The sequence below is a fragment of the Thalassospira xianhensis MCCC 1A02616 genome (assembly GCF_003326475.1).
GTDB lineage: Bacteria > Pseudomonadota > Alphaproteobacteria > Rhodospirillales > Thalassospiraceae > Thalassospira > Thalassospira xianhensis.
In genome coordinates, this window is sequence record NZ_JPWA01000010.1 from 38507 (window position 1) to 53945 (window position 15439).

A 15439-nucleotide genomic window follows, 5' to 3' on the forward strand; every position below is an offset into this window, starting at 1 on the left:
CCACCTATGAGGTCCAACCTTGTGGATGATTTCATCCGGTGATTTGCAAGGATAACGCGCACGCTTTCCATTTTCATCCCGCTGATTGAACTTTTTTTCAGATTTTTTGAACTGTGATGGAAGAAACAGACGCTCGCGCGCGTTATCTGCATAACAAGACACCAGATTTAGAAAGATGATCACGGTCGGGAGTTCGGTTTGGAACCGGCAATACGCGCAGAAATGACAGAGTTGCTGCCCCGCATCCTGCGATTTGCAAGATCGCTGACCCGTGACGCCACCGCAGCAGAGGATCTCGTTCAGACCTCCTATATTAAAGCGGTCGAGCGGATTGATCAGTATGAATGCGGCACACGTCTGGACAGCTGGATGTTCCGGATTGTCCAGACCAGCTGGATTGACGAAAAACGGCGCGAGCAACGCCGTGGTGTCGTGATTTCGTTTGAGGACGCGCGTGAGATCACCATGCCCTCGCATGGGCATGGTGGCACAGACCGCATGTTCCTTCAAAAGGCGCTTGGCAACCTGCCCGAAGAACAGCGCGCGGCCCTGACACTGGTTTTGTTTGAGGGTTACACCTATCGCGAGGCTAGCGGCATTCTGGATATTCCGCACGGAACGGTGATGAGCCGGGTGGCCCGTGCGCGCACCTATCTGGCCCGTCTTCATGACGAGGACGGCACCGAAAATGACGATGAAGACATTCAGCGAGGATCATCATGAGTAATAGTTTGTCAGAACAGGATTATGCCTTGCTGTCCGCCTATGTCGATGGTGAGCTGGGTCCGACGGATTGCCGTAAGGTGGAAGACCGGATCGGTAATTGCCCAAGGATGCGACGGCAATTCGAAATCATTGCCGGACAGTCGGTTATGTTGCGCAGCCAGTCCGAACGCCTTTTGAGCGATACGGTATATCCCGACCTCTCAAAGCGGATCGCCGGTATCCTTGACGGGCAATCCGCAACGGCACCATCCATAACCAATGACGCGCCGTCTGTTGCGATCCCGAAAGCGGCAAACTCCAATACGCGCACGGCCATTTTCACCGGCATCGGTGCGGCGGCTGCAGTCCTTCTGGCCTTTGTTGGGGGTAGCTGGTTTTCGCAAAATCTTGCGCCGAATGGCGTAATGTCTGGCACCAATGCGCAGCTTGCGGAATATTCACCGGTCAATAACCCGGTTCTGGATGCTCAGATCAGTGAAACGCTGGAAAACACGCTAAGCGGTACGATCCGCAAGGTATCTCTTCGCAAAACCGATATTGGTGAAAGCGAAACCCTGATCGAACCGTTGCGAACCTTCCAGCAGAACGGCTTGTATTGCCGTGAATATCAGGTGACCTTCCCGTCAGCAGCCACCGAAGCCAATGCCTTCTTCGGCCGTGCCTGCCGAACCGGTTCCGGCGTTTGGGAAACGGTTTATCGGCTGATACCGGGCGCTATGGATATGGAAAACCTGTCCAACGCGCCAGAACAGAAGCTCTAATCAACAATGTGGGTCGCGACCGCTTTTCAGGTCGCAACACCCTTATGGTCAACAGGCCCAAAACTAAAAGAACACTTGATAAAAAGAACACGAGGATCAGGATCGATGTGCTGCTTGACCGCTTCGCGATATGCGATGGCGATTTTTCCTTTTCTGGCGATGGCCGCAACCGCTGGCTGTCAGGTGACCAATACATTCGACAGTTTTTCCCAATCCCTGAATGAACTCAATGACGGCATGTCCGCCTATGCCACAGAACGGACCAATGATGGTCCGGATATGGGATCGGCGAATTTGCCGAAATTCGGAACCGGGGATGCTTTTGTCTTTGACAGTGGCCGGGCGGTGTACGTGACCCAAACGTCGGGGGGAAAAATCTTCTGGAATGGCGGCGGCGATTACAGTTTCGTCACGACGGACGATTTTACCCTGCCTAATCTTGAATGGTCCTATACCGATAAGGAAGGTCAAAAACGATCCGGCACGGCATCCCTTCGCGACGGATCAGAAAGCATTTGGCCGCTGTCATTTGACAAGCAGGTCCGGATTTATACCACGTCGGAAAATATCGATCCTGAAACCGGCAAGCCCGATCAGTATCAGCAATGGCTAAGCTGCAGCGTACCCGCAACGGAAACCGTGACGGTCGAAGCCGGGACCTTTGATACCTATATCGTTGAATGTGCACGTTACTGGCAGCAATGGTGGATGCAAACCACAAAATGGTGGTACGCGCCCGAAATCGGTTATTACGTCAAGCGCGAACGCAACTGGAAATCGGGTCAGGACCATAGCGAGGAACTGATTACTTTTGGCCCGGCGCCGACCAAAATCCCGGCAGCAGATCGCAAACGCCTTGCAGCATTGGTTCAGGCAACACTGGAAGATACGCTTTCAGGTAAAACCATGACCAGCAAGGGTAACATTAGGATTGCAGTTACCCCGCTTAAAACGGAGCAAACCGACAAGGGCGCTTGGTGCCGCACCTATCGCCAATCCCTGAGTGCACGCAACCGTACCAGCAGCCAGATAAAAACCGCATGCCGCACCAAAAGTGGTTGGGTTATAGAGGATGATGTTGCCGGAAAATCATGATTCTGGCGGATTTTTCGATCCGGTCAGGTGATCAGTATTGTGCGCGGTTCAGCAACCGGGCCAGTTCGCCACTGTCGCGTAATTCCAGAAGAGCGGCATTGAAATCCTGCATGATTTTGCCAGCTCTGGGATGGTTCAGGCCAACCACGAAATGCAATGGCATTGTGGAAAGCGGCTCATCAATATTGCCGAAATGATCCAGTTCCAGTCCGGCGGCGCGTATGGAATCGTGGGCTTCTGACCGTGGTGCAATTACAATATCGACCCGCCCTGCCTCCAGAAGTTTGAAACAGGTACGCATATCAGGCGGTGCATGGCGGGTTGCCCGCCCGGTTGCCAGCATCTGACTTGTCCTGCCGAGTTCGGCATAGCCCAGCGGCAGGCAAAGTGCCGTACCATTCAAATCATCGATGGTTTCAAAATTCTGGCGAGATTTGGCATACCAGCCAAAAGCCGACAGACTGGCAACCGGTTCGGAGAACAGGACCGTACGCGCCCGAAACGGGGTATAGGCATAGGGGAAAGTGCCTTCGACCTCCCCTTTGACCGTCATGTCATAGCCCTGACGCCAGGACCGCCAGATAATCTCGGCATGATCATATCCGGCAATCTCGAACGCGCGTCGGACAATCTCGGTCATGATACCGCCATCAGGAAGATCACGTCCGGTAAAGGGGGCAAAGTAATCCCCCGTCACGATCCGGACATGATCGGCCTTTGCCTGCGCCGCCATCATCAGCAACGCAGTCAACACCAGCATCATGACCCATTGTTTTTTCATTCTTGACCCACTCCGCAGGGCATTCCTGCCCCCTGCATCTTATAGGTTAGGGGGGCGGGTGCTTCTTTCAAGCCATGCAAGACTTCGAACCTGCCCACACAACAATATCGCCCGATACCCACAAAAGAAAAACCCCGTCAAAAGTTTGACGGGGTTTCTGGAACTTTATGAATATCTTTTTCAGGAAACAGCAGCCGCGCGGACAAACCGGCCACGCTGATAATCATCAAAGGCCTGCATCAGTTCCTGTTTGCTGCTCATGACGAACGGGCCATAGCGAACGACCGGTTCGTGCAGCGGACGGGCCGCGATCAGAAGCATCCGACCGCCTTCGGGCCCACCTTTAAGCGTAATGCTATCGCCATCATCGAGAACGGCCAGATGATGCGTGGTGACAGCCTTATCGGCAACAATCGCGTCCCCGATAAAAACGTAAACCATCGCGGCATGGCCTTTGGGCAGCGGCAGGGTCACCTCGCGACCAGCCGACAGTTTGGCATCGATAAAGACCGGCTTGGTAGCAATGCCATTAACCGGGCCGGTTTTACCCATGAATTCACCCGCAACAAGCCGCAGATCAATTCCGTCTTCGGGGCTTATTTCGACCACATCGCTGCCTTCGATATTCTGGTAACGCGGGGTAACCATCTTATCCTTGGCCGGCAGATTGATCCAAAGCTGGAACCCCTGCAAAAGACCGTTTTCCTGTTCCGGGCTTTCGGAATGCAAAATCCCGCTACCTGCGGTCATCCATTGCGCGCCGCCCGAACGCAGAACACCTTCATTGCCCATACTGTCCTTGTGGCGCATGGCACCTTCGACCATGTAGGTCACCGTTTCAAATCCACGATGGGGATGTTCTGGGAAACCGGCAATATATTCGTCGGCATTATCGGTCGAAATTGAATCGAGCATCAGAAACGGATCAAGCATATCGAGCTTCGGCGATCCAACGGACCGTTTGAGCGACACACCAGCCCCATCGGATGTGTCCATCGCGCGAAGTACGCGGGCAACGCCACGCGGGGTTCTACCCTGTTCAGACATCGGGTCCTCCTGTCAGCAGCCGGGCATGTATCTGGCTGCGATCTGTGAAACTCTCATATCCCTCAATCTGGCAGAAAACTGTCGCGAAACAATGATCAATCAGGCATCTGATTGTTTCCGTCCCCCCCCCAATCTACTCAGTAAAAAGGCCGCGCAGACATATCTGCGCGGCCTTTCATCAATGCAGCAATCCGTCAGACAGCCAGTTTTGCGGCCAGTTCGGCGACGTGCTTGCCCTGGAACTTGGCAATATCAAGCTCATTCTGCGATGGCTGACGTGAACCGTCGGCACCGGCCAGTGTTGTCGCACCATAGGGCGAACCGCCGGTGATTTCGTCCATATTGGTCAGTCCGGCACAACTGTATGGTACGCCAACAATCACCATACCATGATGCAGAAGCGTTGTATGGGTCGAGGTGATGGTGGTTTCCTGACCACCATGCTGGGTTCCGGTCGAGGCAAAGACCGAACCGATCTTGCCGATCAATGCACCCTTGGCCCAAAGGCCACCAGTCTGATCAAGGAAGTTACGCATCTGTGCTGACATATTGCCAAAACGGGTCGGCACACCAAAGATGATCGCATCATATTCCGGAAGATCCGAAACTGTGGCAACCGGCGCAACCTGATCAAGCTTCGCACCCGCAGCCTTGGCTACATCTTCGGGCATGATCTCGGGCACACGTTTGACATCGACATGTGTACCCGCCACACCGCGCGCACCTTCGGCCACCGCGTTCGCCATGGTTTCGATATGCCCGTACATTGAATAATAAAGAACCAGAACCTTGGCCAATTTTGCCTCCTTGATTAAAAAAAACTGTCGCCTCCAGCATGCGACAATTGCCGCCTTGCGAAAACGACCACATTGGAAACAGTCTATTTCGCCCCACCTGTCCGGATCAGAACGCGCACTGCCCCGAAACTGTTCCGGGACAGACGTATTTGATCCCTTTGATCAATCCTGTTGCGGCCTTACCGCCAGATATTCGACAACCTGATCGGGAAAGTCGGTAAAGATGCCATCGATTGCGGCATCATCAAAAATCGCCTTAAGCGCGATGTCCATGTCGCCTGCCCATTTCGGCAACTGATCGGCACGCAGGGTATAGGGATGGACTTTCAACTGCGCGCGCTGGGCCGCGATCAGGGTTGGCGTCATGATGGCCGTGCCATCGGCACTAAGCCCCTCGATGACCTGGGGCAACCAAGGACCGATACCATCCACCACGGTTGCCATTTCCGCGACACCGTCATCGGTTTTCAGATAATCGTAATCCGTGCCAACAGGTGCCCCCCACTTGTTTTCACCCAGCAGCTGAACCAGTTTGCCCTGATATTTCAGTTCGTTGCGGATGCGCTTGGTTTCTTCCCAGTCAAAGCATTGGACATAGGAATTGGATTCTGGCGTGCCATAACCCCACTGTTCCATGACCTTGATGACCGCCGCGGTCACATCCTGCCCTTCGGCCTTATGCCATGCCGGGTCCTTGATTTCCGGATAGATGCCGACATCGCGCCCGGTTGATTTGTTCAGCCCCCGGATCATGGCGATTTCTTCTTCCAGTGTGGGAATTTTAAAAATCGCATATTCGCCAGGAAAGCGATCCGGATATACCTGCTCGCCGGTATCGGCCTTAAACCGTTCGGTGACGTTCAGGCTTTTGAGTTCTTCGAGCGTGAAATCAATCGCGTAGTACCGGCCATCTTCACGTTTGCGGTCGGGGAATTTTTTGGCAACATCGGTCGTGGTGTCGATATGGATGTCATGCAGGATGACCGGAACACCATCCTTGGACATCACCACATCCTGTTCAATGAAGTCCGCCCCCATACCGTATGCCAGCGCCTTGGCCGGAAGGGTATGTTCGGGCAGATAGCCCGATGCGCCGCGATGGGCGATCACAACCCGTTCAAGGGTACTGTCCTGTGCCATCACCGGTGCAATAGACAAAGGCAGAATGGCAAGTGCCGTCCCCAGAATGGCAGCGCGCGCAGATTTCATCAGCATCCCGTAACTCCTTATTTACCCATACATTTTGCCCAGCATAGTGACGAAACGATGCGGCAGGAACAAGGCAGAAGGCGATAGTGCAAAGTTTCATGCAACTGTTACGCTTGCTCGCCTTCTATGGATTGCTTTGCAAAATGCTGATCATCCCAAAAGCTCGCCCGCAATTTCTGCCAGGAAATCGGGCAACACATGATAGGCATAGGGCGCATAAAGACGTTCATGGCGTTGATGATACTCCCTGCCCCACGGACCGATATTGACCACCGGATAGACCAAGGCATTGTCAACCGGGCGATCCACCAGTTCGGCTATCGGGGTGCTCGCGGCGATGATTTCGGTATCGCTGGCATCGGTCGCATGGCCGAAAAAGCTCATATCCGAGATCCCCATGAAATAGCCGCGCTCACAAATTTGCGTCTCATGACGGGCCTCTATCGTCGTGCGGGCGCGGTCAATCGCATCCAAAAACTGCCGATCCATGTCCTTTGCCGGATCAACATGCACGGCGGGGTAATGCAAACCGGCCATACCGGTTACCACCGCGGGGCCACGCAGATGTGCCTCGGCCAGCATGGCACGAACCAGAATGCGGGTGCGGTTCAGCGGATTGTTATCCTGTGCGGTTTCAATGGCCACCGCATCAATCCGGTCAAGCGCATCACTGCCCCCGGATGCAAACGCCATATCGCGCAGTTGCGCAACCGTTACCATGCGCAAAGGCGGCAAAGGCGGCAAAGGTGCCGGGGCGTCCTGCCCGTTGGCCTTGGCATACCCGGTTGCATTGACAGCGAACCGTTCAAGTGCGCGGTTTCCGGCATCCTTCACGATGGCGGTAAAATCGCCCATCAGTTCGGCACAGCTTTTGCCCATCACCAGCCAGTTAAATGCCATCCACACATGTTCTGGCGTGGTGACTTCGTAAATATCGCGGACATCGCGGGCCTCAAGACAGACCGGGGGTGGTGCGGTTTCATGCATGCCGCGATCACACAGTCCGCTATTGGCCTCAATCGCCTGCATGATTTCCGATGCAATGGCATGGGCGGAAATGCCGTCAAACGGATAACCGACATGGGTTGGCAAACCGGCGACAAGGGCAAAGGGTAAAAGTTTTCCGACCGAGCCATGGAAAATTGCGCGCCCGATCTCACCATTACCGGAGTCACTGCTGGCATCAAGATTGACCCCACCGACAATGTCGAGGCCCCATCGCGCAATCAGGTCGGGCAACGCGTTACGCAGGCTGCGCATGCCGCATGAATTGCGTTCTTCGTCGGGTGTCAGGAACAGGACGACATTGCCCTGCCGGTCCGGCTGCTGGCTGAAATGTTCCAGAAACGCAATGCCAGCTGCATCGCCGCTTTTCATATCAAGCAACCCGCGCCCAGGGATAAAATCGCCGGTCTGAAAATCGCGAAGAGCGAGTTCTTCCGCATCGCTCAGATTTTCCCTACTGGAAAGATCGGCAATCAGGGCTTCGCAAAGCGCATCGGGGGTAAAGGCCAGATGTTTCAGATCATGATAATTTTCAATCGAGACAACATCAAAATGCCCGGCCATTGCCAGTGTTTTGCGACCACGCCCGCGCACCAGTGCGACAACGCTTTTTGCCATTCGGCTGCCACCCGCAACCAGATGGCTGTCGATCACCGCGATATTGTCGGGGTTGTCCTGAAAATAGGGAATTTCATGCAAAATATCGATGATCAGCCCTGCGATATCGGCTTCACCGGCGCTGCCGGTAACACTGCCAAAACGGGTCAGGCGGTCGGCGATTTCAGCAGTACGGGCATAAGGTGCCCATCGTTTCCCCGGCATGGTCATATTCTTGCTCCCTGATGACGTCACAGCAGGATATGCTTTGCCGAAGTCAGTTAAAATCCCAGTTTGATACAATTTTCGATTGGAAATTGATGATTTCGCCAAGATAATTGACGAAATCATCAAACCGGAATGAAACCATGGATGATCTGGATCGTCGCCTTCTTGCCGAACTGCGCATCAATGCGCGTGCATCCGTCCCGAAACTGGCGCAGCTTTTGGGGGTTGCGGCCGGAACGGTTAAAACCCGTATGGACCGCCTGATCGATCAGGGGGTGATTGCCGGATTTACCGTGCGCCTGCGCGATGATGCGTCGGACGGCACCATTCGGGGCGTGATGATGATCGAGCTATCGGGTAAGAACGTGAAAACACTGGTCGCAAGCCTTCGCAAAAACCTTGGCTTTGCCGCCCTTCATACCACCAATGGCGAATGGGACCTGATCGCGGAAATTCAGGTGCCTGCCCTTTCAGATTTTCATCAGGTTGTCACGACCGTGCGCGCCATGGAAGGAATCGCCAAAACCGAAAGCTATCTGTTTCTCGGGCCTGCCTGAAATGTCACACGGGCAAAGACCTAAGGGCATTTAGCGGTTTAGGGCACCAGTCATCCGATCAAGCCCCTCAAGGGTCAGCGGATACATCCGCCCTTCCATCAGTTTGTGCATGATCTGGATCGAGCCATGATATTGCCACCAGTTTTCCGCCTGCGGATTGATCCAGGCGGCATGCTCGAAATGATCGAGCAAACGTTGCATCCAGACCGCCCCGGCTTCCTGGTTCCAGTGTTCAACCGAACCACCGGGATAGGTGATTTCATAGGGGCTCATGGTGGCATCGCCGACAATCACCAGCTTGTAATCCGCACCATAGGTCCGGATTACATCCCATGTTGAAACCTGATCGGTGCGGCGGCGCGCATTGTCCTTCCACAATCCTTCATAGGGACAGTTGTGGAAATAATAATATTCCAGATGCTTGAATTCGGTTTTGACCGCCGAAAACAGTTCTTCGCAAACCTTGATATGGTCATCCATCGACCCGCCAATATCAAACAGCATCAGCACCTTGACCGCATTATGCCGTTCGGGTCGCATCTGCACATCAAGCCATCCCTGACGTGCAGTTGATGAAATGGTGCCGGGAAGGTCAAGCTCATCGGCAGCACCAGTCCGCGCCCATTTGCGCAAACGCCTCAAGGCCACTTTGATATTGCGTGTCCCGATTTCGACACTGTCATCAAGGTTTTTGAATTCGCGTTTGTCCCAGACCTTTACCGCACGCCGATGGCGGGATTTATCCTGCCCAATCTGCACTCCTTCGGGGTTATAGCCATAAGCGCCAAAGGGCGATGTCCCGGCAGTGCCAATCCATTTATTGCCGCCCTGATGACGGCCTTTCTGTTCCTCAAGCCGCTGCTTGAGGGTTTCCATCAGTTTTTCCCAGCCGCCAAGCGCCTCGATCTCGGCCTTTTCCTCGTCGGTCAGGAATTTTTCGGCAAGCTTGCGCAGCCATTCTTCGGGAATGTCAGCCTCGGCAACTTCATCCATGCCGTCCGTCAGATCAATCACGCCCTTGAAATGGGCACCAAAGACCTGATCGAACCGGTCAAGATGGCGTTCATCCTTCACCAGTGCTGCGCGTGCCAGATAATAGAAATCCTCGACCGCATAGTTCGCAAGGCCCTTTTCGACGGCCTCCAGCAGCGTCAGATATTCCCGTAAACTGACCGGAATGCGGGCCTCTTTCAGCTTATAGAAAAAGCCGGTAAACATGATGCTTTAACGCCCTTCGCGCCTTGCCATGAAGGCAAGCCGTTCGAACAGATGAACATCCTGCTCGTTTTTCAGCAATGCCCCATGCAGCGGCGGCACGGCGGTTTTGGCATCCTTGGCGCGCAATGCTTCTGGCGGCAAATCTTCGGCCATCAGAAGCTTCAGCCAATCAAGCAGTTCCGATGTTGACGGCTTTTTCTTAAGCCCGCCAACGTCGCGCATGTCGTAAAACAGGTTCAGGGCCTCCGAAACCAGACGTTTCTGGATATCGGGGAAATGGACAGCAACGATTTCGGCCATGGTTTCGGCATCCGGGAAGCGGATATAATGGAAAAAGCACCGTCGCAGGAACGCGTCGGGCAATTCCTTTTCATTATTCGATGTGATGATCACGATTGGGCGGTTGGTCGCCTTGATGGTTTCCTGTGTCTCGTAGACAAAGAACTCCATGCGATCAAGCTCCTGAAGCAAATCATTGGGAAACTCGATATCGGCCTTGTCGATTTCATCAATCAGCAGAACCGGCGCGCTTTCATCCTCAAACGCCTCCCAAAGCTTTCCCTTGACGATGTAATTGGCAATGTCATGCACGCGTTCATCGCCAAGCTGACTATCGCGCAGGCGCGAAACGGCGTCATATTCATACAATCCCTGCTGGGCGCGTGTGGTGGATTTGATCGACCAGGTGATCAGTTTCTTGCCCAGCGACTTGGCAATTTCCTCGGCCAAGACGGTTTTACCGGTCCCCGGCTCGCCTTTGACCAGAAGTGGTCGCTGCAACGTGATAGCGGCATTGACCGCCACCATCAGATCCTCGGTCGCGACATAATTTTCCGTACCCTGAAACTTCATTTTGCCCTGCAACATAAGTTGACGTTTACGTTAACCTAGGATGTTGCGGGTCGCGGAGCAAGGGACGAGTTCACAACCCGTCATATCCAACGAACTTGTAGAGTTAAAGCCGATAGCTTACGATCGTTGAAAATCATACAAATTCCAGACTGTTATAAAGTCCTGGTGCCTCGGGGGAGTTACAAAGCTTGCGCCATTGCAATTTTGCAATGCGTCACGGGGACGTTTGTGTGACATATCTTGAGAATCATCAGGTTTTATCATCACGTGATCTGAACGAGACACGTGCCCTTCTGGCTGATCTGAATTCCATTGATTCACTGGATCTGATCGAAAGACCTGCATTTTTCGATGTTGTGGTTCGGGGAACTACCTTGGGCGATTTGCAGGTTTTGCATTCGTCCTTTGGCGATTGCCGCATTCAGCTTCGGACACCTGAAAGCGATAACGATGCGCTGTTCTTGATCATCCCGACCGAAGGTCGGGGTAACGTGAAGCATCAGGGTCAGGATTACACGATTTCGACCAGACGCGGAATGATCCGCGACATGCGCATGCCCCTTTTCGCGGACGAAGACAGGTTTGCCTGCTTCGGCGTCCTTTTACCCAACGATATTCTCGCCAAACATTGCCGGATGCTTTTGGGCAATGATAGCACGACCATGGATCCAGACTTTGAAATCAGCCTTGATCTGGACTCTGCCCCGGGTCGGCATGTTTGCAATACCCTCAATTACATCGCACAGGCACTTGAGGGCCCGCTGCACAATCTCGACAATGCCATTGTCCTGAATGGTCTTCAGGATTTGCTTTTGACTAACATCCTGATGATGCTTCCGAATTCCTGTTCGGAACTTCTGCATGGACTACCGAAATCCAACGCGGTTCCGCATTATGTGAAACGGGCGCGCGAATACATCCACGCCCATGCCCATACACCGATCACTCTTGAAACGCTGGTAGAGCATTCGGGTTGCGGTTATCGGACATTACAAACGGCGTTTAATGCCGCCTATGGCATGTCGCCGATGGCGTATCTTAAATCGGCGCGCCTGAACCACGCCCATAAAGATCTTCTCGACAATGAAGTTGGGCCAAATGTTGCTGAAATTGCATTGAAGTGGGGCTTTTCCCATGCTGGTCGCTTTTCTCAAAGCTATGCAAAGCAGTTCGGTGTTCTACCGTCTGAAACCCTGCGCAAGCGACAATAATTTGTGATCGTCATCTGCCGTCGCGAGCAGGTTTGACTTTCTGCAGATCGGGGGTGGAAATGATCGTCCCACCGCCTATAATCCCATCGAAATTCGATAAATTTGATGTTCCGGGCAACGGAATGACACCAAGGTTGGGAGAATTTGCATGACCACGATGTCCTTTGCGGATATGGGTCTTGCCGCGCTTAAACGCCGCCAATATGACGCTGCGATCAATATGTTGCGTCAGGCACTCGGCGAGGATGAGGATAATCTTGAAGCACGGTTCGGACTGGCCCGCGCCCTGCATGAAAAAGGTTCGCTGACCGAAGCACTTGGCGAATATCGTACTGTGCTGCAATCTGATGAAGACCATGAGGAATGCCTGCATCACATTGCACGCGCACTGCTTGAAAACGGGGATGCCCGTTCTGCCCTTAACCATGTCGATGTCGTGTTGCGTCATCATCCGACCGATCCCGATTTGCTGATTTTACGTGGACAGGCCCTGCTGGAACTTGAACAACCCGAATATGCGCTAAGTGCCTTTCAGAATGCCGCCCACCACCAACCAGGCAATGCCAACATCCACCGCCTGATTGCCAGTGCGCATCGCGCCAATGATGATATCGAAAGTGAACGCCGCGCGATCGAGCAGCTTTTGCGGATCGATCCGGCATCAGTGGTCGCATCGAACGATCTGGGCGTTATCAACCTGCGCGAAGGGCATCTGATTGCAGCCTTTGAAGCGTTCGAACTGATCCTGAGCCATGATCCCGAAAATGCAGAAGCCGCCCTTAACCGCGCTATCACGCTGACCGTAATGGGCGGTATGGATGACAAGGCGATCTGGGACCGGGTCATGGAAATCAGTGCCGATCTGGACGGAACCGAAGAAACCCGTGTGCTTGCCGACGATCTTGCAAAACTGCCGGGCAAGAACCGCAAAGACAGCAAAAAGGCGGCCGAGCTGATTGCACGCGCCGCCCATGCACCGATTGATATCTGAAAGACGTGTCAGGACTTAAGCCGCTGGAACGTCCGCCGTTGCAGCGTAATTTTCCGTACCCTGCAACACAAGTTCACGTTTGCGTTGACTTAGGCTGGTAAATCCTGTGCGCAAGCAAGCTATTTGACACAGACTTGAGCTACCCTCCCTTCGTACAGTTTATTTATGTATTCTAAGGCATTAACGTCTTAAGCAAGAACGTTTGAGGGAAGCACATGTTTAAAACAATTCTTGCGATGGGGCTTTCAGTTTTTCTGTCAGCTTGTCTGATGACCGCTCAGACAGAGCTAGAAACAAAATTCCCTGTTGGATCTCAATTTACCGACAAGATTGAGCTTCCGCAGGGAGACATTCTATTGCCGCAAGGCGAGTGGACGGTACTTGCCACAGATATTGGCCGCAATAATACCTATGAGGCATTTGGCTCATTGGTGCTCGGCAAGATCGACGCCAACAATACCCTGCGAGGCTTCATCACAATCGCCAGCCCTATGTCAGCGGGAATGGGATACGCCTTTTATTCCAACAGCTTTTGCGATCAGCAGCAAAATTATCTTTTCCATCAAACAAACGGAAATCATGACTTCGGCTATCAAAGCTGTTTTGGGATCAAAAAGAAAACGCTCGCTGCGTTTGATGGCTTCAAGGATTATGTAAAGCTGGGAACCAAATATTTGGTCACGAAACGTACGGACCGCCCCTACGATATGATCAGCAGCGCATTTCGCATCACTCGCGGCCACAAATTCCTGTATGTCGAGTACGGTTTCGATTATCGGCAAAGCGCGATCGAAATGCTGCCTGGGTACGAAAGCGGTGAGGCTGTGGAACTGGGTCGGTATTTCTTCCCGGAAGAAAAGACCGACAATGTGAAAGCGGTAATTCGCTGGTCGCTCGTTAATGGTCCAAAGATCGAAGACGCTTTTTTGAACTAGGCAATCTAAAATTTGCTCCGCGCTTGGCGAATATCTAGCGGTGCTGCAACCTGGTGAAGGTCACGAAAAATGCCTGCATCACATTGCACGCGCCGCCCATGCACCGATTGATATCTGAAAGACAAGACGTCGGGTAACTTAAACCGCCGGCACATCTGCCTCTGCCGTCGTTTGACGAATGCGCAGCCATCCCAGAATGCCGATCACACATAGCATCGCCGCGATGAAACCAAGGAAGAAGGGCGCGTAGCTGGCGATACCGGCCAAAACCCCACCGATCAGAACGGCCGCAGCTTCGGCCAGGACATGGGCAGAACGGTAAACGCCAAGCGCCTGCCCCTGTTCATGCGATCCTGCCGCATTGGAGATGAACAAACTGGTCGTCACCTCGCACCACGCAATACCGAATGCCGCCAGACACATGGGTACAAATATCCACACCAGTCCATCCGGGATCAGGAACGTGATCAGGCCGATCCCCAAAAACAGATGGCCAAGAGTTCCGACACCGATCAGGCCGCAAATCTTTTGTGCCCGATCAACCGTCAACCCGGCCAGAATAAGCGGGATCGAAATTATGGCTGAACACATGCCAAGGAAGCTGCTGGTGACATCGTAATTCTGCACCAGATAGACCCCGAAAAAGGCAAAGAAAATATAAACCGCGATATAGCTGAAAAACGAAATCACATAACCCGGCAAAAGATCCGGATCCGTGATCGTCGCCCAAACGGTGCGTGTAGCAGGTGCAACCATGCCCTTTGGCGTGCCGCGACGACGTGCATATTCGGGGATACGCAGGATCACGAACACCACCAGCAGGTTAAAGGCATACATACCCGCGGCAAAATAGAACGGCCAGGACACGTTAAAGGACGGATGAATGGTCGGATCCGAGAAAAAGCCGCCCATCAGCGGGCCGATGATCCAGCCAACATTGATTGCGACCGTGATCAGACCAAAATTACGCACCTTGGTTTCCGGACGACTGATATCCGATGCAATCGACTGGGCAATCGCCATATTGCCCTCGCACAGACCCGACACAAAACGTCCAATCAAAACCAGCGGCAAATTGGCAGTCGCCACCCCATAGGCGGTAACCAGATAGCCAAGAGCCGCACCTGTCAGGGACGCCATCAAAACCGGACGGCGACCAAGCTTGTCCGACACCCGCCCCAGCCACGGCGCACCGATAAACTGCCCGATGGGATAAAGCGCCATGGCGACCCCCAAAAGCATCGTGCGGTATTCGGTGGGCACAGATGGATCAAGAAAGCCCAGTTCGGGTTTCAGGAACATCGGGCTGAAAACCGGATAAGGCAGGCTGAATCCGGCAAAACCGAACAGCACGGTCAAAAAGACCGCTGACATGGTTTTGGTTTCCTGGGACATGGGGCGAATACTCCGTGGGACGTTTTGGTGGTGG

Annotated in this window: 15 protein-coding genes; 7 read left to right on the plus strand and 8 right to left on the minus strand. The window is 53.4% G+C overall.

Going from position 1 to position 15439, the window contains the following annotated elements; translation table 11 throughout:
• The first annotated feature begins 198 nt into the window (after positions 1 to 198).
• The 3 genes from TH5_RS10045 (at position 199) to TH5_RS10055 (ending at position 2582) form a co-directional block, all read left to right on the plus strand.
• A complete protein-coding gene (locus TH5_RS10045) occupies positions 199 to 723 on the plus strand; it encodes an RNA polymerase sigma factor (protein WP_114121754.1) in 525 nt (174 codons plus the stop codon).
• Positions 720 to 1487: a hypothetical protein gene (locus tag TH5_RS10050; RefSeq protein WP_114121755.1), complete on the plus strand. Its 768-nt coding sequence runs from the start codon at positions 720 to 722 to the stop codon at positions 1485 to 1487. The genes TH5_RS10045 and TH5_RS10050 overlap by 4 nt, the downstream gene beginning before the upstream one ends.
• A 135-nt stretch (positions 1488 to 1622) precedes the next feature.
• Positions 1623 to 2582, plus strand: a complete 960-nt coding sequence (locus tag TH5_RS10055) for a hypothetical protein (protein WP_114121756.1) — start codon at positions 1623 to 1625, stop codon at positions 2580 to 2582.
• A gap of 31 nt (positions 2583 to 2613) precedes the next feature.
• Here TH5_RS10055 and TH5_RS10060 read toward each other — a convergent pair whose 3' ends face one another.
• From TH5_RS10060 to TH5_RS10080, 5 genes are all read right to left on the minus strand, one after another.
• Positions 2614 to 3363, minus strand: a complete 750-nt coding sequence (locus TH5_RS10060) for a substrate-binding periplasmic protein (RefSeq protein WP_114121757.1) — start codon at positions 3361 to 3363, stop codon at positions 2614 to 2616.
• 180 nt (positions 3364 to 3543) lie between these two features.
• Positions 3544 to 4410, minus strand: coding sequence for a pirin family protein (locus tag TH5_RS10065; RefSeq protein ID WP_114121758.1), 867 nt, complete (start codon positions 4408 to 4410; stop codon positions 3544 to 3546).
• Between the two features lie 194 nt (positions 4411 to 4604).
• Positions 4605 to 5207, minus strand: a complete 603-nt coding sequence (wrbA, locus tag TH5_RS10070) for an NAD(P)H:quinone oxidoreductase (RefSeq protein WP_114121759.1) — start codon at positions 5205 to 5207, stop codon at positions 4605 to 4607.
• A 162-nt stretch (positions 5208 to 5369) separates the two neighbouring features.
• Complete coding sequence (glpQ, locus tag TH5_RS10075; protein WP_114121760.1) at positions 5370 to 6422, minus strand: glycerophosphodiester phosphodiesterase; 1053 nt, start codon at positions 6420 to 6422, stop codon at positions 5370 to 5372.
• 144 nt (positions 6423 to 6566) lie between these two features.
• Positions 6567 to 8249: a M20/M25/M40 family metallo-hydrolase gene (locus TH5_RS10080; RefSeq protein ID WP_114121761.1), complete on the minus strand. Its 1683-nt coding sequence runs from the start codon at positions 8247 to 8249 to the stop codon at positions 6567 to 6569.
• Between the two features lie 137 nt (positions 8250 to 8386).
• Between TH5_RS10080 and TH5_RS10085 the strand changes: the two genes are divergently transcribed.
• Positions 8387 to 8803 (plus strand): Lrp/AsnC family transcriptional regulator, encoded by a 417-nt coding sequence (locus TH5_RS10085; RefSeq protein ID WP_114121762.1) that lies wholly within the window; start codon positions 8387 to 8389, stop codon positions 8801 to 8803.
• A 30-nt stretch (positions 8804 to 8833) separates the two neighbouring features.
• Here the strand turns inward: TH5_RS10085 and TH5_RS10090 are convergent, their stop codons facing one another.
• The gene (locus TH5_RS10090) at positions 8834 to 10021 is read right to left on the minus strand and encodes a vWA domain-containing protein (RefSeq protein WP_114121763.1); all 1188 of its coding nucleotides are present in this window, start codon (positions 10019 to 10021) and stop codon (positions 8834 to 8836) included.
• 6 nt (positions 10022 to 10027) lie between these two features.
• The gene (locus TH5_RS10095; RefSeq protein WP_114121834.1) at positions 10028 to 10873 is read right to left on the minus strand and encodes an AAA family ATPase; all 846 of its coding nucleotides are present in this window, start codon (positions 10871 to 10873) and stop codon (positions 10028 to 10030) included.
• A gap of 230 nt (positions 10874 to 11103) precedes the next feature.
• On the opposite strand from TH5_RS10095, the gene TH5_RS10100 reads away from it, so the two are divergent.
• The 3 genes from TH5_RS10100 to TH5_RS10110 all read left to right on the plus strand — a co-directional run bounded on the left by TH5_RS10100 (position 11104) and on the right by TH5_RS10110 (position 14010).
• Complete coding sequence (locus TH5_RS10100; protein ID WP_167443517.1) at positions 11104 to 12084, plus strand: AraC family transcriptional regulator; 981 nt, start codon at positions 11104 to 11106, stop codon at positions 12082 to 12084.
• 148 nt (positions 12085 to 12232) lie between these two features.
• Positions 12233 to 13075 (plus strand): tetratricopeptide repeat protein, encoded by an 843-nt coding sequence (locus TH5_RS10105; protein ID WP_114121765.1) that lies wholly within the window; start codon positions 12233 to 12235, stop codon positions 13073 to 13075.
• Between the two features lie 215 nt (positions 13076 to 13290).
• A complete protein-coding gene (locus tag TH5_RS10110) occupies positions 13291 to 14010 on the plus strand; it encodes a hypothetical protein (protein ID WP_114121766.1) in 720 nt (239 codons plus the stop codon).
• A 138-nt stretch (positions 14011 to 14148) separates the two neighbouring features.
• Here the strand turns inward: TH5_RS10110 and TH5_RS10115 are convergent, their stop codons facing one another.
• Complete coding sequence (locus TH5_RS10115) at positions 14149 to 15405, minus strand: MFS transporter (protein ID WP_114121767.1); 1257 nt, start codon at positions 15403 to 15405, stop codon at positions 14149 to 14151.
• Positions 15406 to 15439 lie beyond the last annotated feature (34 nt).

Coding starts and splice junctions, on each gene's coding strand:
- TH5_RS10065 (WP_114121758.1), bottom strand. CDS start 4,410: ATGTCTGAACAGGGTAGAACCCCGCGTGGCGTTGCCCGCGTACTTCGC.
- TH5_RS10115 (WP_114121767.1), bottom strand. CDS start 15,405: ATGTCCCAGGAAACCAAAACCATGTCAGCGGTCTTTTTGACCGTGCTG.
- TH5_RS10080 (WP_114121761.1), bottom strand. CDS start 8,249: ATGACCATGCCGGGGAAACGATGGGCACCTTATGCCCGTACTGCTGAA.
- TH5_RS10085 (WP_114121762.1), top strand. CDS start 8,387: ATGGATGATCTGGATCGTCGCCTTCTTGCCGAACTGCGCATCAATGCG.
- TH5_RS10090 (WP_114121763.1), bottom strand. CDS start 10,021: ATGTTTACCGGCTTTTTCTATAAGCTGAAAGAGGCCCGCATTCCGGTC.
- TH5_RS10050 (WP_114121755.1), top strand. CDS start 720: ATGAGTAATAGTTTGTCAGAACAGGATTATGCCTTGCTGTCCGCCTAT.
- TH5_RS10095 (WP_114121834.1), bottom strand. CDS start 10,873: ATGAAGTTTCAGGGTACGGAAAATTATGTCGCGACCGAGGATCTGATG.
- TH5_RS10110 (WP_114121766.1), top strand. CDS start 13,291: ATGTTTAAAACAATTCTTGCGATGGGGCTTTCAGTTTTTCTGTCAGCT.
- glpQ (WP_114121760.1), bottom strand. CDS start 6,422: ATGCTGATGAAATCTGCGCGCGCTGCCATTCTGGGGACGGCACTTGCC.
- TH5_RS10060 (WP_114121757.1), bottom strand. CDS start 3,363: ATGAAAAAACAATGGGTCATGATGCTGGTGTTGACTGCGTTGCTGATG.
- TH5_RS10055 (WP_114121756.1), top strand. CDS start 1,623: ATGGCGATTTTTCCTTTTCTGGCGATGGCCGCAACCGCTGGCTGTCAG.
- TH5_RS10105 (WP_114121765.1), top strand. CDS start 12,233: ATGACCACGATGTCCTTTGCGGATATGGGTCTTGCCGCGCTTAAACGC.